Annotated in this window: 28 protein-coding genes and 3 tRNA genes; 26 read left to right on the forward strand and 5 right to left on the reverse strand. The window is 30.5% G+C overall.

Features of this window, described 5'->3' with window-relative positions; translation table 11 throughout:
- The 7 genes from CIW83_RS16905 to CIW83_RS16935 all read left to right on the forward strand — a co-directional run bounded on the left by CIW83_RS16905 (position 1) and on the right by CIW83_RS16935 (position 5,135).
- The gene (locus CIW83_RS16905) at positions 1–210 is read left to right on the forward strand and encodes a hypothetical protein (RefSeq protein WP_094903334.1); all 210 of its coding nucleotides are present in this window, start codon (positions 1–3) and stop codon (positions 208–210) included.
- A gap of 108 nt (positions 211–318) precedes the next feature.
- Positions 319–987, forward strand: coding sequence for a hypothetical protein (locus CIW83_RS16910; RefSeq protein ID WP_094903336.1), 669 nt, complete (start codon positions 319–321; stop codon positions 985–987).
- Positions 987–1,448: a DUF2577 family protein gene (locus tag CIW83_RS16915; protein ID WP_094903338.1), complete on the forward strand. Its 462-nt coding sequence runs from the start codon at positions 987–989 to the stop codon at positions 1,446–1,448. Before CIW83_RS16910 ends, CIW83_RS16915 begins: the two co-directional genes overlap by 1 nt.
- Complete coding sequence (locus tag CIW83_RS16920) at positions 1,445–1,882, forward strand: DUF2634 domain-containing protein (protein ID WP_094903340.1); 438 nt, start codon at positions 1,445–1,447, stop codon at positions 1,880–1,882. The genes CIW83_RS16915 and CIW83_RS16920 overlap by 4 nt, the downstream gene beginning before the upstream one ends.
- 1 nt (position 1,883) lies before the next feature.
- Complete coding sequence (locus CIW83_RS16925; protein ID WP_094903342.1) at positions 1,884–2,951, forward strand: baseplate J/gp47 family protein; 1,068 nt, start codon at positions 1,884–1,886, stop codon at positions 2,949–2,951.
- Between the two features lies 1 nt (position 2,952).
- On the forward strand, positions 2,953–3,561 hold the full coding sequence (locus CIW83_RS16930; RefSeq protein WP_235601388.1) for a putative phage tail protein: 609 nt from the start codon (positions 2,953–2,955) through the stop codon (positions 3,559–3,561).
- Positions 3,561–5,135, forward strand: a complete 1,575-nt coding sequence (locus tag CIW83_RS16935; RefSeq protein WP_094903346.1) for a phage tail protein — start codon at positions 3,561–3,563, stop codon at positions 5,133–5,135. Before CIW83_RS16930 ends, CIW83_RS16935 begins: the two co-directional genes overlap by 1 nt.
- Positions 5,136–5,819: 684 nt before the next feature.
- Here the strand turns inward: CIW83_RS16935 and CIW83_RS16940 are convergent.
- The gene (locus CIW83_RS16940) at positions 5,820–6,029 is read right to left on the reverse strand and encodes an alpha/beta-type small acid-soluble spore protein (protein WP_094903348.1); all 210 of its coding nucleotides are present in this window, start codon (positions 6,027–6,029) and stop codon (positions 5,820–5,822) included.
- Positions 6,030–6,226: 197 nt separating this feature from the next.
- Here CIW83_RS16940 and CIW83_RS16945 point away from each other — a divergent pair, with 197 nt between their 5' ends.
- The 13 genes from CIW83_RS16945 to CIW83_RS17000 all read left to right on the forward strand — a co-directional run bounded on the left by CIW83_RS16945 (position 6,227) and on the right by CIW83_RS17000 (position 13,936).
- A complete protein-coding gene (locus tag CIW83_RS16945; RefSeq protein ID WP_094903350.1) occupies positions 6,227–7,321 on the forward strand; it encodes a polysaccharide deacetylase family protein in 1,095 nt (364 codons plus the stop codon).
- A 124-nt stretch (positions 7,322–7,445) separates the two neighbouring features.
- On the forward strand, positions 7,446–8,222 hold the full coding sequence (gene pdaB / locus CIW83_RS16950) for a polysaccharide deacetylase family sporulation protein PdaB (protein ID WP_094903352.1): 777 nt from the start codon (positions 7,446–7,448) through the stop codon (positions 8,220–8,222).
- A gap of 33 nt (positions 8,223–8,255) precedes the next feature.
- Positions 8,256–8,876 (forward strand): hypothetical protein, encoded by a 621-nt coding sequence (locus tag CIW83_RS16955; RefSeq protein WP_094903354.1) that lies wholly within the window; start codon positions 8,256–8,258, stop codon positions 8,874–8,876.
- A gap of 208 nt (positions 8,877–9,084) precedes the next feature.
- On the forward strand, positions 9,085–9,759 hold the full coding sequence (locus CIW83_RS16960; RefSeq protein WP_201259981.1) for a single-stranded DNA-binding protein: 675 nt from the start codon (positions 9,085–9,087) through the stop codon (positions 9,757–9,759).
- An 8-nt stretch (positions 9,760–9,767) separates the two neighbouring features.
- On the forward strand, positions 9,768–9,899 hold the full coding sequence (locus CIW83_RS24505; protein WP_255374500.1) for a hypothetical protein: 132 nt from the start codon (positions 9,768–9,770) through the stop codon (positions 9,897–9,899).
- A 24-nt stretch (positions 9,900–9,923) separates the two neighbouring features.
- Positions 9,924–10,448, forward strand: coding sequence for a hypoxanthine phosphoribosyltransferase (gene hpt, locus CIW83_RS16965; protein WP_094903356.1), 525 nt, complete (start codon positions 9,924–9,926; stop codon positions 10,446–10,448).
- Positions 10,449–10,518: 70 nt separating this feature from the next.
- Positions 10,519–11,427, forward strand: coding sequence for a CPBP family intramembrane glutamic endopeptidase (locus tag CIW83_RS16970; protein ID WP_094903358.1), 909 nt, complete (start codon positions 10,519–10,521; stop codon positions 11,425–11,427).
- Positions 11,428–11,476: 49 nt separating this feature from the next.
- On the forward strand, positions 11,477–11,668 hold the full coding sequence (locus tag CIW83_RS16975; protein ID WP_094903360.1) for a small, acid-soluble spore protein, alpha/beta type: 192 nt from the start codon (positions 11,477–11,479) through the stop codon (positions 11,666–11,668).
- Between the two features lie 21 nt (positions 11,669–11,689).
- Positions 11,690–12,430, forward strand: coding sequence for a class I SAM-dependent methyltransferase (locus tag CIW83_RS16980; protein WP_094903362.1), 741 nt, complete (start codon positions 11,690–11,692; stop codon positions 12,428–12,430).
- Between the two features lie 27 nt (positions 12,431–12,457).
- A complete protein-coding gene (gene hslO / locus CIW83_RS16985; protein WP_094903364.1) occupies positions 12,458–13,336 on the forward strand; it encodes an Hsp33 family molecular chaperone HslO in 879 nt (292 codons plus the stop codon).
- Between the two features lie 183 nt (positions 13,337–13,519).
- A tRNA-Phe gene (locus CIW83_RS16990) sits at positions 13,520–13,595 on the forward strand.
- Between the two features lie 156 nt (positions 13,596–13,751).
- Positions 13,752–13,826: transfer RNA gene (locus CIW83_RS16995), tRNA-Gly, on the forward strand.
- A 35-nt stretch (positions 13,827–13,861) separates the two neighbouring features.
- Positions 13,862–13,936, forward strand: a tRNA-Cys gene (locus CIW83_RS17000).
- Between the two features lie 87 nt (positions 13,937–14,023).
- Here the strand turns inward: CIW83_RS17000 and CIW83_RS17005 are convergent.
- Entirely contained in the window at positions 14,024–14,221 is a 198-nt protein-coding gene (locus CIW83_RS17005; protein WP_094903366.1) for a hypothetical protein, read from the reverse strand.
- 529 nt (positions 14,222–14,750) lie between these two features.
- Entirely contained in the window at positions 14,751–14,900 is a 150-nt protein-coding gene (locus CIW83_RS22355) for a hypothetical protein (RefSeq protein WP_158220162.1), read from the reverse strand.
- A 188-nt stretch (positions 14,901–15,088) separates the two neighbouring features.
- Between CIW83_RS22355 and CIW83_RS24985 the strand changes: the two genes are divergently transcribed.
- The 3 genes from CIW83_RS24985 (at position 15,089) to CIW83_RS17020 (ending at position 16,776) form a co-directional block, all read left to right on the forward strand.
- Positions 15,089–15,190, forward strand: a complete 102-nt coding sequence (locus CIW83_RS24985) for a Holliday junction resolvase RecU (RefSeq protein ID WP_094903368.1) — start codon at positions 15,089–15,091, stop codon at positions 15,188–15,190.
- A 381-nt stretch (positions 15,191–15,571) separates the two neighbouring features.
- Positions 15,572–16,396 carry an MBL fold metallo-hydrolase gene (locus CIW83_RS17015; protein ID WP_094903370.1) on the forward strand — a complete coding sequence of 275 codons (825 nt, stop codon included), beginning with the start codon at positions 15,572–15,574 and terminating at the stop codon, positions 16,394–16,396.
- 122 nt (positions 16,397–16,518) lie between these two features.
- On the forward strand, positions 16,519–16,776 hold the full coding sequence (locus CIW83_RS17020; RefSeq protein WP_094903372.1) for a hypothetical protein: 258 nt from the start codon (positions 16,519–16,521) through the stop codon (positions 16,774–16,776).
- Positions 16,777–17,661: 885 nt separating this feature from the next.
- Here CIW83_RS17020 and CIW83_RS17025 read toward each other — a convergent pair.
- On the reverse strand, positions 17,662–17,955 hold the full coding sequence (locus CIW83_RS17025) for a spore coat protein (RefSeq protein ID WP_201259982.1): 294 nt from the start codon (positions 17,953–17,955) through the stop codon (positions 17,662–17,664).
- Positions 17,956–17,966: 11 nt separating this feature from the next.
- A complete protein-coding gene (locus CIW83_RS17030) occupies positions 17,967–18,176 on the reverse strand; it encodes a hypothetical protein (RefSeq protein ID WP_094903374.1) in 210 nt (69 codons plus the stop codon).
- Positions 18,177–18,492: 316 nt separating this feature from the next.
- On the opposite strand from CIW83_RS17030, the gene CIW83_RS17035 reads away from it, so the two are divergent.
- The 3 genes from CIW83_RS17035 to CIW83_RS22360 all read left to right on the forward strand — a co-directional run bounded on the left by CIW83_RS17035 (position 18,493) and on the right by CIW83_RS22360 (position 19,932).
- Positions 18,493–18,978, forward strand: a complete 486-nt coding sequence (locus CIW83_RS17035) for a DUF1259 domain-containing protein (RefSeq protein ID WP_094903376.1) — start codon at positions 18,493–18,495, stop codon at positions 18,976–18,978.
- 116 nt (positions 18,979–19,094) lie between these two features.
- The gene (locus CIW83_RS17040; protein WP_094903378.1) at positions 19,095–19,451 is read left to right on the forward strand and encodes a hypothetical protein; all 357 of its coding nucleotides are present in this window, start codon (positions 19,095–19,097) and stop codon (positions 19,449–19,451) included.
- 325 nt (positions 19,452–19,776) lie between these two features.
- Entirely contained in the window at positions 19,777–19,932 is a 156-nt protein-coding gene (locus CIW83_RS22360) for a hypothetical protein (RefSeq protein WP_158220163.1), read from the forward strand.
- Positions 19,933–20,163 lie beyond the last annotated feature (231 nt).

Raw genomic sequence — 20,163 nt, forward strand, 5'->3', positions numbered from 1 at the left:
ATGGGTCATGAACTTTGGTGTGTTAATGGTAGCGGTATGACAAATATAACTCCTCTTGTAGGTTCTATAACATGGAGAAGTAATATAAATGAATTAGGAGAACAGCTTGATTTTGATATTGCTTTTAATGATGATAGATATTTTCCAAAAAGTCCAGTAGATTTAGGTTCGCTAATCATAATTAAAAAATGGAGAAAAGGAAGTAAATAGAACTATAGTTATTACTGAGAATAAATCTGGGAGAGGTTCAATTCCTTACAATTGTTTTGATTATGCTTTTTACTTGAATAAATCTGAAGAGACCTATCAGTCAATAAAATGAATTCTAATGGAGCAATAAATGAGGTTTTAGCAAGAGCAGGAGTACCTATTGGTGGAGTGGACATACCCAGTATATTATTAACTAAGATATATGCTGATAAAGTTCACAGTGAGGTTATAAAAGATATTCTTGATTTAGTAGAAAAAGAAACTGGCGTAAAGTGCAGGATGGAGATGAAGGAAGGAAAATTATTTATTTTCAAACAAAATGATAAAATTATTGTTCCTACCTTTAAACTAGCTACTAATTTACCTTATGAGTCGGTTACTAATGCAATAAGTAATCCTTCTAGAAAAAGAACTATAGAAGAAATGAAAAACTCCATTAAAGTAATTATAAATAATGAAGATAAAATTAGATTAATCGATACTGTTCAAAATAGTGAACTAATAAACCAATATGGATTATTGCAAAAATTAGTGCAAGTCGATAAGGAAAATATTAGTGAGGCAAAGGTTGTTGCACAGAATATGTTAAAGGATTTAGGAAGGGTATTTGAAGAAAATAGTATAACTATACCAGGACATGATGATATAAGAGCAGGAAGACTAATTGAAATCGAAGAACCTTTAACTGGTATGAGAGGTAAGTATTTGATAGAAAGTGCCAATCATACTGTAACTAATGGAATACATTTATGTAGTGTCAATCTAGGGGTGATATAATGGAAGGAATAAGTGAATTAGCTAAAATGTTCAAAGAAAGAGAATCAATAAGATATATGGGACCTATAGTTGGGACTGTGTTATTTCCACCTCCTGAAATAAAGATCCAGATAGATAAGAATATAATATTGGATAAAGGCAATCTTGTTATAGGGGCTAGTATTCTAAAAGAATATAAAAGAAAGATAATCATAGAAGGTGAGAAGATTAAATTTAATCAAAGCAATCCTCCAACATATATTGGAACTACAGATAGTGTCAATGATGGAGGAATGGGTGCGTCAAGTCATGCTCATAAAATAGTAGATATAAATATAAATACCCCTGTAAGAATTGAAGCCACCAAAGAATCTTCATATATTGAAACAACAGATACTATAAAGGAAGGGGATAAAGTAATATTAATTCCTTCACAAGATGAACAAATATATTTTCTTATTGACTGGGCGGTGAGATTATGATATTTCCTAAAATAACTGAATTAGAATTACCAAAACAAGATTCTAATGTAATAAAGGATTTGGGTAAAACTTTCTTATATGATTTCAAAAAAAGAGAATTTATACTAAAGGATGGTAAGCCTATAGAAGCAGCAGGAAAAAAAGGCATTGAAATATGGATTGAAAAAGTCCTTAGAACTCAGAAGAACAGGTGGAAGATTTATGATGAAGTAGATTATGGAACTACTATAGAAGATTTAATTGTGGGACACAGCTATCCTAAAAGTTTTCTTGAGAGTGAACTAAAAAGAGAAATAACACAAGAAGTATTAAAACATCCTAGAATAGAAAATCTTACGAATTGGGATTTTATAAGAGTAAATGATAAATTAAGAGTTATATTTACTGTAAATTTATATGATAGTGATTTTATAAAGCAGGAGGTGAGCTTTTAACATGAAAAGTGTAAAAGAAATACACAATAGGATGCTTGAAAATATAAACAAAGAATACGATAGGAGCGAAGGCTCTTTTTTTTATGATGCTACAAAGCCTGCCGCTATAGAGTTTCAAAGGAAAGATAAAGAAATAAAAGAAGTTGAAAACAAACTAGATATAGAGAACCTATCAGGAGAAGACTTAGAAAGGTTTATTAATCAAAGGACTGGTATAGAAAGAAAACCAGCAACAAAAGGAACTATAACTGTAGTTATAAGTGGTTCTCAAGGATCTAGTATTAAAAAGGGTGATCTAATTGGTAGTGATACAGTAAATTTTGTGTTGCTTGAAAACAAGGTCATTGGAGAAAATGGAGTAACAAGTGCATTGGCTGAATGTGAGGTAGCTGGAACTGTAGGAAATGTACCAGCAGGAGCCATAAAGCATTTTCCGATAACTATTTCAGGATTAACTTCTGTAACTAATACTGAAGCGGTTATAAATGGATATGATGACGAAAGTGATTACGATCTAAGGCAAAGGTATTATGAAAAGATTCGTACTCCTTCAACATCAGGAAACAAATATCATTACCTCAACTGGGCAAAAGAGGTCGTTGGTGTTGGGGAGGCTAGGGTCTTTCCTTTGTGGAAAGGTGATAATACCGTAAAAATAGTAGTAATAGATTCAAATAAACAACCAGCTAGCACAGATTTAATTCAAGAAGTACAAAAGCATATTGACCCAGAGATAACAGGTCTTGGGGAAGGACAGGCACCTATAGGTGCTTTCTGCACTGTAGCATCTGCAAAGAGAAAAGATATTAATATATTAGTTACAATTACTAAAGATATGAGCAATTCTCTAGAAGAAATTAAATCTAAAATAAGGGAAAGCATAGTTAACTATCTCAAAGAAATAGCATTTAAAAAGAATTTAGTTAGCTATGCACAAATAGGGTCTTTAATATTGGATGTAGAAGGAGTATTGGATTATACGGATTTAAGAGTAAATGAAGGTATTGAAAATATATTAGTAGAAAATGAAGAAGTGGCGATATTAGGTGAGGTGGTAATAAGTGAGTAAAATGCTAAAGTATTTACCGCCATATGAGAGACAATCCAAAGTATTTCAGGAGATTATGAAGGCTGAGGAGATTGAATTTGAGAAGATTCATACAGAGATAAAAGATTTAGAAAAGCAATTCTTTGTTGACACTGCAACTTGGGGATTAGCTATATATGAAAAAGAGTTAAAGCTACCAATTAGACCAAACAAGTCCTTAGAAGAACGTAGAAGTATTATAAAAGCTAAGATGAGAGGTATGGGTAAGGTAGATGCTGAAATGATAAAGGCTATAGTTGAAGCATTTACTAAAAGTAGTGTAGAGGTTACCTTTGATGGCATAATCAAGATTATATTTAGTAATCAAGATACAATAATATTAAATATGAATGATATGTTTGAGGCTATAGAAGAAATTAAACCTGCTCACTTGGATTATGAGACAATCTTAGTCTTTGAATTAAAAGAAAATGACATATATATTTGTAGTACTTTAATATCAGGGGAAGAAATAACAGTATATCCTTATTCTCCTAGAGAATTATTTTCAAAAGGAAAGGTGTATGTTGCAGTAGGAAGTAATACTGGATTAGAAAGCATAACTGTATATTCAAGAAAGGAAGTGGTATAATGGCAGAACAATTTTATACAATATTAACTCAAATTGGAAAAGCTAAAATAGCAAATGCTAGTACATTAGGAAATAAAGTAAATTTCATACACTTTGCATTAGGTGACGGTAATGGAAGTTACTATAATCCTATAGAGAGTCAACAAGCTTTAAAAAATGAAGTATGGAGAGGGCAAATAGGTAATGTAGTGATAGATGAAAATAATCCTAGCTGGATAGTGTTAGAAACAATAATTCCTGCTGATCAAGGCGGTTTTATGATTAGGGAGGCAGGGGTGTTTGATGATGAAGGAAATATGCTTGCAATAGGTAAATATCCTGAAACATATAAGCCAATAGTTTCAACTGGTAGTGCTAAGGATTTGTATATTAGAATGATCTTAGAGGTGAGCAATACTTCTGCAGTGAATTTAAAGATAGACCCTACTATGATACTAGCAACAAAGAAGGACATAGATATATTGAGTAATAGAATAAAAAAGAATGAAGATGATATTTTAAATTTTAAAAAGGGAACAACTATAATAGAAGAGTTACAAACTGAAAATAAGACTTTATTAGGTGCAATAAATGAATTGAATGAAAAAAAGGTTGATAAAATCCAAGGGAAAGGATTAAGTACAGAAGATTACACTACAGACGATAAAAATAAATTAAAAAATATTGAAAATATAATAGAAGAAATGCACAATACAATAGGAGATATAAATGATCTTACTTTACCAGCAGAGTTAAAGGGTAAGGTATTAACTGAACAGACTAAATATATTCTAGTAAAAGCAGATCAGGCTTTTCAGTCAGCCAGTGATGGTAAACAACAAATTGCTACCGCTATTACTGGCAAAGGTGTTCCAGCTTCAGGTAGTGATACATTCCCTATATTGGCGAATAAGATAGGACAAATAGAAACAGATAAGACAGGGGATGCAACAGCAATAGCCTCAGACATACTGACAGGTAGAACTGCATATGTTAAAGGTTCAAAGCTTATAGGTACTATGCATAATAATGGAGCAATTAGCGGTTCTATAACTGCTCAAAATGGTCAATATACTATTCCTGCTGGTTATCATAGTGGATCAGGAAAAATAACAGCTACATTTTCAAATTTAACTGCGGGTAATGTAAGAAATGGAGTAAGTATAGGAGGAGTAACTGGATCATTTAAAGGTGGATGGAGTCTACGAGAGCTGAGTGTAGACTATGAAAACGATAGAATATATGAAGGAACATTTAATATAGACTTGCCTAGGGGACCTATAACTTCATTAAATCAAATAAAAGTATTGCTATTTGTCTGGAATGAATATTGGTCATATTATCACGCAGGGGGTACTACCTACAAGGTAGCAGGTGGTGGTTATACTGTAAGTCACTTATGGACACCTTTATCTCAATGGGGGCCCGATTTCAACCCGTCAGCTGGTACTGGTAATCAGGGGTCAAGCATTTATTTAGACAGTGTTACTATGTCTGGTACTAATATCAGATTAGGATTTAGAGCGCGATTAGGACTTGATGCTAATCATATATATGCAAAATCTGATCTATGCCAGATATATTATGAATCGTAACTCATAATAATCATAAATAAGTGAAAGAATTAGTATAAAATGGTGAGTAACAGGATGAATAGTGAAGTCTTTGTAGCTATCTTGTAGTAGGCATATTCGGAGGATTGTCATAACTAATAAATTAGTAAATTACAGACTAGACAGATCAGAAAAAGAAGTAAGAAAATACAATAATGTAATAAAGAGGAAATTCGTAATAGAAGAACAAATGAAAGTAGCTAGCCATAGAATTAAAGATTTAGAGAAGACTATATTCTAATGATAAAAATAAATATAACAGAAGGATACAAGGAATATAGCCTTAGATGTTGATAAAACATGTGTATTTTACACATAGATTAGGAGTATAATCGAATTAGTAATGACTTTAGATATGTGAAAGCAGATATTATTTTATGAAGTACAAAAGTTTTATACCTATAAAGTAGAGGTGATAGAACAATCATTTTAGGAGAGCATAGCCTTTTTTAGTGTTGTATTTAGGAAATAATTAAGTATTTGCAAAGTAAGAATTCCTTGGATGAAGTAAATTATATCCAAGGAATTCTTACTATTGAATCATAATACATTTATTATTTTATTGTATTTAAGTGGTAATAAAAATATTTTTAAATTTTAATCTTATGACTCATAATAAATAAAGAAGTGGAATTCCACTTCTCTATTTATTATGCTATTCCAAAGTTATTTTCCTGCAAGTTGGTTTTGAGCAGACTCAACTAATTTTTTTACCATGTATCCGCCTACGTATCCATTTTGTCTTGAAGTCAAATTACCTTTATCCATGCTGTCATAATTTGACATACCTAGTTCGTTTGCTATTTCTAATTTCATTTGGTTTAAGGCTGCTCTAGCTTCTGGAACAACTATTCTGTTATTATTGTTATTAGCCATTTGACAAACCTCCTTTTTCAACAACTTAATTTGTTGTTGTAATATTAATATAACCCTTCCATCAATATTTATTCTGGAAATTAATTTTAAATTGTATAAATATAGCCAGTTTAGTCAATAATCATAATTTGATTTTGTTTTATGCTTATTCTGTTGTATAATTATCATAAATAATAAAATAGACAGAGGGCGAAAATATGAAACTAAAGAAAAAGATTATATTTGTTTTATCTTGTTTTTTGCTATTAACTTTTACCGCATGTGAAAAAAATAGGAATAAAGATAATATGGTAGTTGATACCCCTACAGACTCTATAGTTGGAGATGATGTAGAAGAAACAGAAGAGGAAGAAATAAAAGATCAAAAAGAATTAATAGATTTATCTTTAAAGCCTAATGAAGCTGGAGAAGTGATGATTCTTATGTACCATAATATTGGTGAAGAGGAGGCTGAGTGGACAAGAACACCTGATAACCTTAGAAAAGATTTATTGACACTTTATGAGAAAGGATATAGGCCTGTAAGTTTAAAAGATTTTGTAAATAATGATATGGATGTAGAAGCAGGCATGACACCAGTAGTAATTACTTTCGATGATGGAAATGAAAATAATTTTAGGATAATAAAGAATGACAAAGGTGAAGATATTATAGATTCTAATTCAGCTATTGGAATATTGGAGGATTTTAAAGAGGAATATCCAGATTTTAAATCAACTGCAACTTTTTTTGTATTTGGAACCAATGTCTTTCGACAGCCAGAATTTTTAGAGTATAAACTAAATTATTTAATAGAAAATGGATATGATATTGGAAATCATACTATTGACCATAGAGGAATGAAAAAAATAGATGATAAAGATGTGATACAGGAAGTTATAGCCAAACAAGTAAGCAACATAAATAAGATATTATCAGGATATAAAGTGAACACTTATGCACTTTGTTACGGAGAAAGACCAGCAGATAAGGAACTAGAGAGATACTTAGAAAAAGGAAGTTTTGATGGTACAAGCTACGAAAACATTGCCATCTTAAATGTAGGTTGGAATCCAGCACAGTCACCAGTATCTAATAAATTTAACTCTTTATCATTACCTAGAATCAGAGCCTCCGAAATAAAGGTAGATAATGTTGGAATATATAATTGGTTAGATTACTTTGATAGCAATCCAGAAAAAAGATATATTTCAGACGGAATCAAGGAAGTAATTACTGTGCCTAAAGTTTTAGAGGAAACAATAAATTTGGAAGGTTTAGATGGTAAAGAATTATATATTTATGGAGAATAGAGATAAAGATCCTTCGTTTTACGAGGGATTTTTTCTATTTATAATTAACAATTATTTTCTATTGTAATATAAATTTTATTTTAGAATAAATTATATTATATAAGCACTTGGAGGTGATGTTATAATGAGAAAAACTTATTATAGGAATGATATTAATATTACAGTTAGATTATTAATCGTCCTATGTATAGCATTAGTATTTTTAGTCTATGTTTCTGTTAAGACTACAGGAAATATTGCAGCTGTATTTTCACCAACTAAGGAATTACCTATATATAGTGTAGAAACACCAGAAAAGAAAATAGCTATAAGCTTTGATGCTGCTTGGGGAAATGAATACACCAATGATATATTGGATACACTAGATAAATATAAGGTGAAAAGTACATTTTTCTTAGTAGGATTTTGGGCAGATAAATATCCAGAAGACGTAAAAGAGATAGCAAAAAGAGGTCATGATGTAGGAAACCATTCAACTACTCATCCAAATATGCCACAATTAAGTCCAGAGAAAATGGCAGAAGAATTAAATACAACAGGACAGAAAATTGAAGAATTAATTGGTAAGAAACCAACATTATTTAGACCACCATTTGGTGATTATAATGATAACCTTATCCGTACTTGCAGAGAAAATGGTTATTATGTAATTCAATGGGACGTTGATTCCCTAGATTGGAAGGAACTAGGTGTGCAGCCAGTAGTTGATAGAGTAACAAGAAATGTAAGAAATGGTTCCATTGTACTGTTTCATAATAATGCAAAATATATTAAAGAATATTTGCCTTTAGTTATAGAGCGATTACAAGAAAGTGGATATGAAATAGTACCAATTTCTGAACTAATATATAAGGAAAACTTTATGATGGATAATACTGGAAGACAGATTCAAGTAAAATAGATAATGATTTGAGGGGATATGGTGGAACAACAAATGATAATTATTGGAATAGTAGAGAACTCTAAGGACAGAATAACTTTTAAATTATTAAAAGAGATTTTCACCATGTCTGGTTATAAAATCTACTATGAAAATAAGCTCGAAAGTATGGCAGTATTAAATAAAGGAAATACCAATATCATTATAATCGATATAAAATCTAATTTAATATCTTCTATAGAAAATATTGGATTTCACTTTAATATACTTATCCATACTTTCTTAAGTCCTAAGGATTATGAAAATCATAAACTAAAGAAATTATTTAGTGAATCGGAATATATAATCATAAACTGCGATGAAGAAAGATGGACTTATCTTTTGAATGATAATATTAAACCAATAGTAATAACCTATGGATTTAATAACAAAGCAACTATTAATCCTTCTAGTTATAATATTCACGACTTAATAGAAACTAATATATGCTTTCAAAGAGAAATAAAAAGAATAGATAGCACTATGATTGAGCCATTTGAATTACCCATAAAAATTTATTCCAGAGAGAAACTAGATATTTACTCAGTTATATCAACTATTACCTGTGGATTACTTCTTGGAGTAGATAAATTTTCTATAAATACTTTTATGAATTTTAATACTCATATAGTTTAAGAAAAAAGTAACTGCAAAAAATAATTGAAAAAATTTTAACAAATTTTGCAAAAAAAGAAGGATTTTTTAAAAATTTGTCTAATAATAGATATATACGAAAGATAAGTTTGCTATATCTATTATTTTTTGTTTTTGTTCATATTATTTTCATTAGTAGAATATATTAGATATAGATTAAAAAACATAGGAATAGAGGGGGACAATAGCAATGATTGATAAGATTATGGATACAAATAGTGTAAGGTTAGTAGGTAAAGTGGCAAGCGAAAAGGTCTTTAGTCATGAGATGTATGGAGAAGGGTTTTATAGTATTGATTTAGAAGTACCTAGATTAAGTGATTCAATAGACTTGTTACCTGTTACAATTTCAGAGAGGCTTATGGTAGATATGGATTTATCTATTGGTCAATATGTTATAATAGAGGGACAACTTAGGTCCTATAATAGATATATTGACAATAGCAATAGATTAGTTTTGACCATATTTGCAAAGGATATTTATATACCAGATGAAGAAGAATTAATAGAAACTTTGAGAAAGCCTAATGAAATTTATTTAGATGGGTATATATGTAAAAAACCAATCTATAGAACTACACCTTTTGGCAGAGAGATAACTGATATTTTAATAGCTGTGAATAGGTCCTATAATAAATCAGATTATATACCTTGTATTGCTTGGGGAAGGAATGCAAGATTTTGTGAGAAGATGTTAATAGGAGACCATATTAGACTTTGGGGTAGGATTCAAAGCAGAGAATATCAGAAAAAACTTTCTACAGGTGAAGTTGAGAGAAAGATTGCATTTGAAGTATCGGTGTCAAAACTAGAATATGTTGAAAATGATAATAATAGATTGGTGGTATATGAACAGGAAGGATAAGATAATTTATGGATACAAAAATGATATTTAGTGCTATAATATTGATAATATTAATAAGTATTCAATATACGCTTAATCTTATATTAAGGGAGATTAGGGATATTAGAAAGATGCTAATTAAAAATCCAAATGATGTTTAACTTAAGAGAGAGGAGAGAATAAGCTTGGGAGGCAGCAAAAGAGAAAGAACCCTTTATAGTAGAGAGAGTATAAGCACTAGAGTTAAAGAATTAGGAGAAATTATATCTGAGGAATATAAAGACAAGAATCTGTTGGTTGTATCATTGTTAAGAGGGAGTTTTATTTTTGCTTCAGATTTAGTTAGGGAATTATCTATACCAGTTGAGATTGATTTTATGACAACTGCTAGTTATGGACATGATGAAGTATCATCAGGAAACGTAGAAATTGTACATGATATTAGAGCAGATGTAGAAGGAAAAGATGTTTTAATAGTAGATGATATTATTGATTCTGGATATACTTTAAAGAAGGTAAAGGAAATTTTAAGTCTAAAAAAGCCAAATTCTGTTAAGATATGTGTAATGTTGGATAAGCCTAGTAGAAGGAAAGTAGACTTGGAGCCAGATTTTGTAGGGTTTAGCATACCAGATGTTTTCATTGTAGGCTACGGGCTTAATTATGGTGATCACTACAGAAATATACCTTACATTTTTACATTTGATTAAAAATTCACCTACAGGAATTATTCTGTAGGTGAATTTATTGTCATTAAATATAAGTAAAAGGAGAAAAAATATGGAACGTTTCAAAAAAATGCGTGTTTTACAAGTTAATGTATTATATTTAGCACTTGGGCTTTTATTATTCTTTCTGGGATCTATAGTTCAAAGTAAAGAGATATATTCTGGATTACTTATTACAGAATATATAATAATACTTTTGCCCAATCTAATCTATTTAAAACTAACAGGAATACCTTTAAAACAGTTTTTGAGACTTAATAAGATTAGTCTAAAACAAGCATGGTATATTATTTGGATTACAATTTTTTCATATCCAGTAGCAATATTTTTAAATACTCTAGTAATAACTATTTTAAGTTTTTTCGGAGAAATGGTACCAAGTTCAGTTCCTATACCTGAGAATTTAGGATTATATTTTTTAAGTATTTTTATTATAGCTTTGTCACCTGGTATATGTGAAGAAATAATGTTTAGGGGGACAATAATGAATGCTTATGAAGATATAGGAAAAAAGAAGGCAATATTATTTTCTGCAATATTATTTGGCCTTTTTCATTTAAATCTTCAAAATTTTGCAGGACCAACATTTTTAGGACTAATTTTTGGTATAATTGTCTATAAAACTAATTCCATATACTCCTCTATTCTTGGGCATACATTAAACAATGGGCTAGCTATGACTATTGGATATTTTGGGATGAAGGCACAAAGTCAAGCCATAGATGTGCCAGCATATGAAATACCTTATCAGATTCAGATGCTGATCCTATTAGCAGTGCTTAGCATATTTGCTATATGTTCTTTAATTATCCTTATAAAACTGATTAAAAGGTTACCTAAAGGTGAGGAAGGAATACAACAGGATATACAACCAAGAGAAACAAATACTCTTCATTATATCCCAATAATAGGTATTATTATTTTATTTATAGTAATAAATATTAAATATTTATTTCTTTAAGAATAATTAAAGGGGTTCTTCCTAATAATAGAGCTAGGAGGGATGATATATGAAGAAAAATAAGAAGAAAGATAAAATTGAAACTTTAGAGGATAAGTTAAAATATGAGATAGCTGAGGAATTGGGATTAACACAGAAAATCAAAGAAGTAGGTTGGGCTGGATTAACTGCTAAGGAATCTGGTAGAATAGGCGGATTAATGACTGTAAGAAAAAGAGAAATGAATAAGAAATCTGAATAATTAGTAAAAGGGGGAATAGTTATGGATATCTACAATAAGTTTGCTAATATCTATGATGAATTGATGATGGACTTTAACTATGAAGATTGGTTTAATTATATAGAAGACATATTTAAGAAATATAATAAGACGCCTAGGAAGATTATTGAAATGGCTTGTGGGACAGGAAACCTTTCTTATTATTTAGCGAAGAAAGGCTATAATTTAACTTGTTTTGACTTATCAGAGAATATGCTGTCTCAAGCTTATGGAAAGCTTAGGAAGTTTAAAAATGTAAAGTTAATAAAACAGAATATGATTGATTTTAATTTAAAAGAATCATTTGACTCTATTATTTCCATATGTGATAGTATAAACTATATTACTAGAAAAGAAGATTTACTTCAGACTTTTAAAAATGTCTGGAATCATTTAGAAGATGATGGTATATTTATATTTGATATAAACTCTTTTTATAAACTAAAATATATTATAGGAAATAATACCTTTGTAGAAGATAGAGAAGATGTATTCTATACTTGGCAGAATTATTATGATGAGAATAAAAATATTTGTGAATTCTATTTAACTTTCTTCTTTAGTGAAGACGGGGAAATATATGAAAGATTTGATGAGGAACATAAAGAAAGAGCTTATGAACTAGATGAAATAGTAGAACTACTTAAAAAAGCAGGATTTAGAGATGTAGATTATTTTCAAGCATTTCAGTTTGAAAGACCAGTAGAAAAAACTGAGAGGATAAACTTTGTAGCAATAAAATGATAAATATAGGTTTCAGGAGTGATTAGGATGAAAGATTATTTGATAAGAGGTATAGATAAAACAGGAAATATCCGAATATTTGTAGCAACCACAACAAACATGGTTGAGGAGGCAAGAAATAATCATAATACATCACCTACAGCTACAGCAGCGTTAGGAAGGGCTTTAACAGCTGGATCTATGATGGGTGTGATGATGAAAAATGAAAAAGACAGACTTACATTAAAAATTTCTGGAGATGGACTTATTGGGACTATTATGATAGTAGCCAATAATAAGGTTGAGATTAAAGGATATGTAGACCATCCTTATGCAGATGTACCTAGTAGAGACGATGGAAAGTTAGATGTAGGTAGACTTGTAGGGTCTAATGGTACTATTACCACTATTATGGACTTAGGATTAAAAGAGCCTTATATAGGACAGGCCAATTTAGTATCAGGGGAAATTGCAGAGGATCTGGCAACGTATTATGTAATATCAGAGCAGCAGCCATCTGCTATTGGTCTAGGAGTATTGGTTGACAAAGATATATCAGTTAAAGCAGCAGGGGGATATATAATTCAATTATTACCTGATGTATCAGATGAAGATATAACTAAAATTGAGGAAGCAATATCAAAAACACCTCCAATATCCTCTTTAATAGATAAAGGGTTAACACCAGAAGATATAATGTATGAGTTGCTAAGAGAATTTGAAATGGAAATATTAGATAGAGTAGATATTAATTATAGATGTGATTGTTCTAGGGAAAGGATAGAAGAGGTGCTTCTTAGCATAGGAAAAAAAGAAATAGAGGCTATGATTGAAGAAGATGGAAAAGGAGAAGTAGTGTGTCATTTCTGCAATACAAAATATCATTTTTCAAAAGAAGAGTTAGAAAAATTAATAGTTGACAAATAGAGGAAATTCATATATACTAGATATTGTTCTGTTTGCCAAGGCAAACGTGATGCCCGGATAGTTCAGTCGGTATAAGCAGGGCACCAAAACGGCAAATTTCTGTTTTGTGTGCATCGCTTAATCCTTGATTGGTATATCTGGTCGAAGAAGTAAATAACTTTTACTAACAAAGTAAAGCATGATGCCCGGATAGCTCAGTCGGTAGAGCAGTAGACTGAAAATCTACGTGTCGCTGGTTCGATTCCGGCTCCGGGCACCAATATGTTCTAGGTAAATAAGCCAATGATTATTAACAGAAATTCAATTATAATATTTAATCAAAAAATAAAATTAAGTATTGACATTTTCTGTGAATCTATGCTATTATAATAAGGTAGCGAAACGTGCTAGAATGTAAGATTGTACTAGATAACATGCGGAAATGGCTCAGTGGTAGAGCATCGCCTTGCCAAGGCGAGGGTCGCGAGTTCGAATCTCGTTTTCCGCTCCATAATGAGTAGCCCTAATTAATTAGGCTATATATATGGCGCCATAGCCAAGTGGTAAGGCAGAGGTCTGCAAAACCTTTACTCCCCAGTTCAAATCTGGGTGGCGCCTCCAAAATATACACTTGTAGGACTTAGGAAAACGGACGAAAATTAAAAATTGTCCAACATGAATAAGATAAACTCCCTGGTTAGAGGGAGATTATTTGTATAAGGATCGTTTTTTAGAATCTATCGCTTGATCAAATAGTTGAGCGGTAGATTTTTTTATTTCTTCAGTAACGTGGATATAAATATCATCTGTAGTTGATACTATTGAATGTCTTAGCCTTTTAGATATTTCTTGGCTAATCAGCTTCAGCTCCATAAACAATAGTTGCGTGGGAATGTCTGAGTCCATGGAAAGTAATCCTATCGATCCTTTTCTCCTCTGAAAATTGTTTGGCAAATTTTGTGAAAGCTTTTGAAATATAAGTAGGTCTAAGCGGCCTACCATCTGGCCAAGAGCATAACCATCTTTTAATGTTATAGTTTATTTAGACATTTTTAGATAGAGTTCATTTATTATTTTAGTATTTAATTTATCAAGCCTAACTTTTCCTAAATTTGCTTTTATACAGTCTTTGTACCTCTTAACTGTATTATAAGTCTTCTTACCATCGATAAACGTTTCAAACTAATCATCTAAGAATGAAGAGAAGGTTATATTTCCTTTTGCACTTAAATTTCCTTCCTCAACTAAAGAGCAATAGGAGTGAGGATGGTGATCAATCGATTTATATAAACACTTTGGTAAAAGAAAGAAGGAAATCAAGAGATGTACAGCATAGCAAATGTGTTTTATGAGATGGGGACGAAGGAAGAAAAAAAGATTTATACAGGTAAAAAAACAAAGAAAATCGGGGACAAGCCCCGATTAGTGTGATAATTTAACATTTTTTACCGAAGAAGCCACCAAGTAAATCATCACCACAGAAAATAATTACTAGTAATAGAAAGAAGAATAGCAGTGAACTATCATTCTTACCACAACCTCTGTCTCTATCACAATCTCTTCTACCGCCTATGAATTCATCCATAAAGATACCCCCTATTTAATATTCGGTTTAAGTAAAGAACCTAATACTAACATATGAAAAGTAGTGATGAAGTGTTATTAATTAATAAATTAAAAGAAGGAGATACAGATGAAAGCATTAAAGCTATGGAAAAAGCTAATTACAGGGACATTACTTAAAGAATATATAGCAAATAGTATTTTGAAATAATGAGAATATCTATAGCTTTTGATGATAAAGAAACAAAGGAAGAGACAAGATTTCCTTTAAGTAATATCCAACCACATCAAATGGAGTTTACGGAAAATTAGTACAAGCATAGAAGAATATAAGGAGCATGAATATACAATAAAAGTTATATATAAGAATAAGAGTTATAAGGACCATGAGGATAGAAGGCATAAGGATAAATGCACCTATAGAGTAGAGGATATTATTCCCACACAGGTAAAGAAAAGACTATATGAGATGGTGATTTAAAGGCAGGAGATAAATATTAAGAAATAAGATGTAGTAAATGTGGCAAGTTATTACTTTGGGCAGAAGGCAAAGGCGAAATAATATGTAAGAGATGCAAGACTAAGAAGAAATATGATACCGATAGTTGATATTAATAGTTTATAAAATAAGCATTTTTCCACATACTATTAAAGATGATTTTTAATAAAACAATAAATGGGAGAGTGTTAAAAGTGGGTAATAAAATAGTGGAAGGATTATCGGCAATGACAGCAACATCACAGGAAGTAACTCCAGATATATTGTTAATGGATTTTACAATTGTTAATGCTTGTTTAGTTGGAAATGAAGAAAATGAATGGATAATTGTAGATACAGGTCTTGAAAACTCAGCAGATTTTATATTGCAATGTGTTGAGAAAAGGTTTGGTAAGAATAGCCGACCACAAGCAGTTATTCTTACTCATGGACATTTTGACCATGTCGGATCAGTTATTAAATTATCCGAATTATGGGATGTTCCAGTATATATTCATGAATTAGAAATGCCCTATGTAACAGGAAAAAAGGATTATCCTTTAGGGGACCCTACTGTGGATGAAGGTCTAGTGGCAAAAATGTCACCAACATTTCCGCATACAAGTATCGATTTAGGTTTTCGTGCTGTAGCCCTTCCTACTGATGGTAGTGTACCTGGTATCACTGGCTGGAAGTGGATACACACACCAGGTCATACTGAAGGGCATGTCTCATTATTTCATGAAAAAGACCGTATACTTATTGTTGGAGATGCTTTTTGTACGACAAAACAAGAATCCTTATCATCTGTAATAACACATAAAGAACAAATAAGTGGTCCTCCAAAATATTTAACAACGGATTGGAAGGCAGCAGAAAACTCAGTAAGAATTCTTGCAGATTTAAAACCTTCATTGGCAATAGCAAGTCACGGAAAACCTATTGAAGGTGAAGAACTTATACAACACCTAGAAGTATTAGTAAAGGATTTTGATGCAATTGCTAAACCTGAACAAGGTCGTTTTGTAACTAAGCAATAGTAAATAAGAGAAAACATACAATAAATATTATATACTTTATACATTAAATTAAAAAGATAGAGACTTTAGAAGCCCAAGGAGAAATTAAATCCTTGAGCTTTTTCTTTTTTAGGTGGGAGGACATGCAGGATATACAGAGAGAATTAAATAATCTTAGAAGTGAACTTAATAAAGCTATTATAATTATAAAAGAAAGAGGAAAGAATAAGACAATAGCAGAAAGAGATTATAGAGTAGGATTAGCAAAAGAAATATTACTTCTTAGAAGTTTAGGAATACCAGTCATAACAATATCTGACTTGTGTAGAGGAAATGAGAAGATAGCAGAATTAAAAATGAATAGGGATATAGCTGAAACTTTATATGAATCAAATATGTAATTTATATATAGTACCAAGCTTAATATAGATATAGTTATGAAGCAGATAGAGGCGGGGAGTAGGGAAGTATGAATAAAGAGCAATTATCACAGTTTAAATATCTAAAAAGCGAAATAGAAATATTAGAAAACAGATATCAGAATTAGATTGTACATACACAAAAGACAATGAAAAAGGATCTGATAATGAACTTCTTTATAGTTTACAATTGCAGGGTAGGATTATGAAACTTATTACAATAAGCTAGATAGATTTCAGAGAAAGCTTAATAGAAGAGTAGAGGAATTAATTGATTTAGTAGAGGAAACTAATATAGTATTATAGAAATCTATTCTAAACCATCTTCTTGCTAATGAAGTAAATCATGATGAGAATGAGTTAAAATATATAACTTGTCCCTATCATGGAAAATATAGAAAGATTATAGTTACTGATGAGTAGACGCTGTGGTAGTAAAGAGTGTTTATTGCATCCATAGCATTAAGTTATGGAAAGAGAATATGGTGAGAGGTCTCATTGAGAATGAATTACACCCTAGATGTTAGATAAAAAGCTAATATTTGGAGGTGTGCTTTTCATTTCTATATTAAGCAGTAAAGAGACCTTCCTAGAGGGTCTCTTTATATATTGGAATATGTTTTTATCAAGAGAAAATGGGTGATAAGCTGTTAGCAAAGCATGTCTAACGCTTAATACTATTATATTAAATTAATTAAAAAAGGTGAAATGAATATTTATTATTTAGAATGAAAGTTAATTTTACAAGTGAATTGCATAGGAAAATAGAATAAAAAAATAAAAAGCTTTGGAGTATTCCAAGGCTTTTTAAAAAACCAAAAGAGTAGCCACATTTTATCAGTTTCTACTTTTACAAACAATTAGATTCTATCTGATAATATTTTTAGTTTCTTTTGAAACTGCATAAATTTGTTCTAATGGTTCATCATATGCATTATACCAACCATTTCGAATGGCCATATCTGATAACTGAAAATGACCATTTATACCAGCAGTTAATTGACTTGATAACATTTGTCTTAGTTCTGGATTTGTAGTCTCAACCAAAGCGGCAGACAACATCCCTACGCCAGCTTTAGAAGATGCAAGCATATTTAATGCAATATCCCTATCGTTCATATTATTATCATTACCTCCCATAAAGTTTTCTAGCCATGACATAATAGCTCCTCCTATTCCATATCAATGTTATTAACAAAATTATGCATTTCTTCTATACTAGCTTTTTTAGAATTTAAAGCATTCGTTAAAAAACTCTTTAATTCTGGATTTTCAACCATAGGAAGACTTGCATTAATGTTTTTATATCCTAGAATTGAGTTGCTCATCAACTCACGTAATTGTATAGTTTCATGTGGTGCTAGCGTTTTTCTATCACTCATTATTTTCACCTCCTGATAATATGATTTGCAAAATTCAAATATTTATGTAAAAGAGGGTGATACTATTATTAGATACTTTCTATATCAATAGATGCTAATTAATTAATAAATATATGATCATATTAATTTGCTTAAATTTGGTGATATAAATGTTTAGTATGCAGAGTGAAATTTAATTTTGCAAACCAATCATAGAAAATTAAAGGTATTACACTAGGAGTTAGAGCAAAATCTAAATTGTTACATAAAAATTTAATAAATAAAAGTAACATAATTTCAGGGACAACATATATAGTTATTGAGGGAGGAATTATATATGACTGAAATCAAAAGAGACATTTATAGTGATAATTTGTATAGATATGATTATGATGAAATAGAAGAGGAATTTATTGATCAGAATATAGACGAAGATGGACTTTGTCAACAATTTGCCAATATATTAAATGCTTCTATATTAACCTCAGAAGAGGATCTATGTGTAGTAACATTTGATAGAAATATTGAAGCTGAAATCGCAGGAAGACCTACAAGGAGTCCTTTGGCATTAGCAGCATTGTTTTCTTTTGAATCTATGGATAACAGAGGTAGAACATTAAATTTAGGAGAAACAGTAATACTTCAGAGAGAAATAAATCCTTTTATAACTGCTTTAAGGGAAAGAGGAATTGAAGTAACTGCTTTGCATAACCATTGGTTATTTGATAGACCAAGACTATTTTATATTCACTTCTTTTCTATAGAGGATCCAATAACTTTTGCAAGAAAAGTTGCCGAGGCTCTTCGAATATTGAGAGATTAAATTTAGATCAGGATTAATTCCTGATCTTTCTATATTTATAGTAACACTTGTACAAACTCATAATATACTAATATTGGGAAAGAAATTCCCAATACAAAATAAGGAAGGCGAAAGCAATGGATTACAAACAAGTGGCTAGCGGAAAACCAATATGCAACGATCCAATTATGATAGGTGCAACATGTGTAGCTCAAATAGATGGAAGATTTTTCTTGCTTATAGAAATAGAAATAGACGTTATGGGTAATGAGAGAGAAGAAGTAATCATATTTGAAATAACAGCAGCACAAGCAGCAGCACTAATAGCATCAGGAGTTATGCGTTGCCAAATAGTTAATACAATCCCTACAGGAAGAGAAGTAAATCTTATTTGCGTGTTTGTAGTAGGTCAAAATGCATTCTTGGTGTTTAATGTTGAAAATGCAACTGATCGTCTAGTTTTAGTTAGAGTACCTTTGTGCACTATCATTTAATATAATAAATAATTACGCCTATAGAACGATTAGACCAGAATTAATTTTCTGGTCTTTTTTATTACACAAAAAAGAGACCTTCGAAAAGGTCTCTGCATATATCGAATACGATAGTCTTTATTATTAGCAAAGGAAGAAGGGTAACACAGCTGAGTGCAAAGAAAAAAGAGATACCCAATATCATTATATTCAATTAATTAAATTGTGTGAGACAAACATAAAAAATAAATCAACTTTTATTTAAAAGAAATTCAAAAAAAGAAGGGTTTTCTTAAACAAATATTTGACTATAATAAGTAAAATCTAATGTAAAAGGTGATAAATAATGGTAAAGAACCTATTATTTATAACTAGAGATTTATTACGTTCTTTAGACATTATGGAATTTACAGAAGATGAAAAAGATTATATAGCTTATGTAGCATCAAGAGTTATGGCTGTTTTGTCAATTGAGTTAGAGAAAGGCATAGTAATAGAATAGGATATTGTTGATCCTATTTTTTTGTAATAAAAGATAACCGTTCAATTTAATAATTACCTTTAGTTTATATCATAATTAATCTTAAATGTAAAAGTAAAAAATATTGAAAAATAGAGGATGACATTGGTCTTGCGATAGTAAAATTTTATATATCGGAAGCATTTAAGTATCTGCAAAACCTTTACTCCCCAGCTCAAAATAGTATTTAGTATAAAAAAGAATCGGGCACAA

This window comes from Tissierella sp. P1, from assembly GCF_002266425.1.
Taxonomy (GTDB): Bacteria; Bacillota; Clostridia; order Tissierellales; family Tissierellaceae; genus Tissierella; species Tissierella carlieri.

Coding starts and splice junctions, on each gene's coding strand:
- CIW83_RS16980 (WP_094903362.1), top strand. CDS start 11,690: ATGGATATCTACAATAAGTTTGCTAATATCTATGATGAATTGATGATG.
- CIW83_RS17030 (WP_094903374.1), bottom strand. CDS start 18,176: ATGAGTGATAGAAAAACGCTAGCACCACATGAAACTATACAATTACGT.
- CIW83_RS16970 (WP_094903358.1), top strand. CDS start 10,519: ATGGAACGTTTCAAAAAAATGCGTGTTTTACAAGTTAATGTATTATAT.
- CIW83_RS16960 (WP_201259981.1), top strand. CDS start 9,085: ATGATTGATAAGATTATGGATACAAATAGTGTAAGGTTAGTAGGTAAA.
- CIW83_RS22355 (WP_158220162.1), bottom strand. CDS start 14,900: ATGGATGAATTCATAGGCGGTAGAAGAGATTGTGATAGAGACAGAGGT.
- CIW83_RS17025 (WP_201259982.1), bottom strand. CDS start 17,955: ATGTCATGGCTAGAAAACTTTATGGGAGGTAATGATAATAATATGAAC.
- CIW83_RS17035 (WP_094903376.1), top strand. CDS start 18,493: ATGACTGAAATCAAAAGAGACATTTATAGTGATAATTTGTATAGATAT.
- CIW83_RS16925 (WP_094903342.1), top strand. CDS start 1,884: ATGAAAAGTGTAAAAGAAATACACAATAGGATGCTTGAAAATATAAAC.
- CIW83_RS16905 (WP_094903334.1), top strand. CDS start 1: ATGGGTCATGAACTTTGGTGTGTTAATGGTAGCGGTATGACAAATATA.
- CIW83_RS24985 (WP_094903368.1), top strand. CDS start 15,089: ATGAGAATATCTATAGCTTTTGATGATAAAGAAACAAAGGAAGAGACA.
- CIW83_RS17020 (WP_094903372.1), top strand. CDS start 16,519: ATGCAGGATATACAGAGAGAATTAAATAATCTTAGAAGTGAACTTAAT.
- CIW83_RS16915 (WP_094903338.1), top strand. CDS start 987: ATGGAAGGAATAAGTGAATTAGCTAAAATGTTCAAAGAAAGAGAATCA.
- hslO (WP_094903364.1), top strand. CDS start 12,458: ATGAAAGATTATTTGATAAGAGGTATAGATAAAACAGGAAATATCCGA.
- CIW83_RS16955 (WP_094903354.1), top strand. CDS start 8,256: ATGATAATTATTGGAATAGTAGAGAACTCTAAGGACAGAATAACTTTT.
- pdaB (WP_094903352.1), top strand. CDS start 7,446: ATGAGAAAAACTTATTATAGGAATGATATTAATATTACAGTTAGATTA.
- CIW83_RS16920 (WP_094903340.1), top strand. CDS start 1,445: ATGATATTTCCTAAAATAACTGAATTAGAATTACCAAAACAAGATTCT.
- CIW83_RS24505 (WP_255374500.1), top strand. CDS start 9,768: ATGGATACAAAAATGATATTTAGTGCTATAATATTGATAATATTAATA.
- CIW83_RS17005 (WP_094903366.1), bottom strand. CDS start 14,221: ATGGACTCAGACATTCCCACGCAACTATTGTTTATGGAGCTGAAGCTG.
- CIW83_RS16930 (WP_235601388.1), top strand. CDS start 2,953: ATGCTAAAGTATTTACCGCCATATGAGAGACAATCCAAAGTATTTCAG.
- CIW83_RS22360 (WP_158220163.1), top strand. CDS start 19,777: ATGGTAAAGAACCTATTATTTATAACTAGAGATTTATTACGTTCTTTA.
- CIW83_RS16935 (WP_094903346.1), top strand. CDS start 3,561: ATGGCAGAACAATTTTATACAATATTAACTCAAATTGGAAAAGCTAAA.
- CIW83_RS16940 (WP_094903348.1), bottom strand. CDS start 6,029: ATGGCTAATAACAATAATAACAGAATAGTTGTTCCAGAAGCTAGAGCA.
- CIW83_RS16945 (WP_094903350.1), top strand. CDS start 6,227: ATGAAACTAAAGAAAAAGATTATATTTGTTTTATCTTGTTTTTTGCTA.
- CIW83_RS16975 (WP_094903360.1), top strand. CDS start 11,477: ATGAAGAAAAATAAGAAGAAAGATAAAATTGAAACTTTAGAGGATAAG.
- CIW83_RS16910 (WP_094903336.1), top strand. CDS start 319: ATGAATTCTAATGGAGCAATAAATGAGGTTTTAGCAAGAGCAGGAGTA.
- CIW83_RS17040 (WP_094903378.1), top strand. CDS start 19,095: ATGGATTACAAACAAGTGGCTAGCGGAAAACCAATATGCAACGATCCA.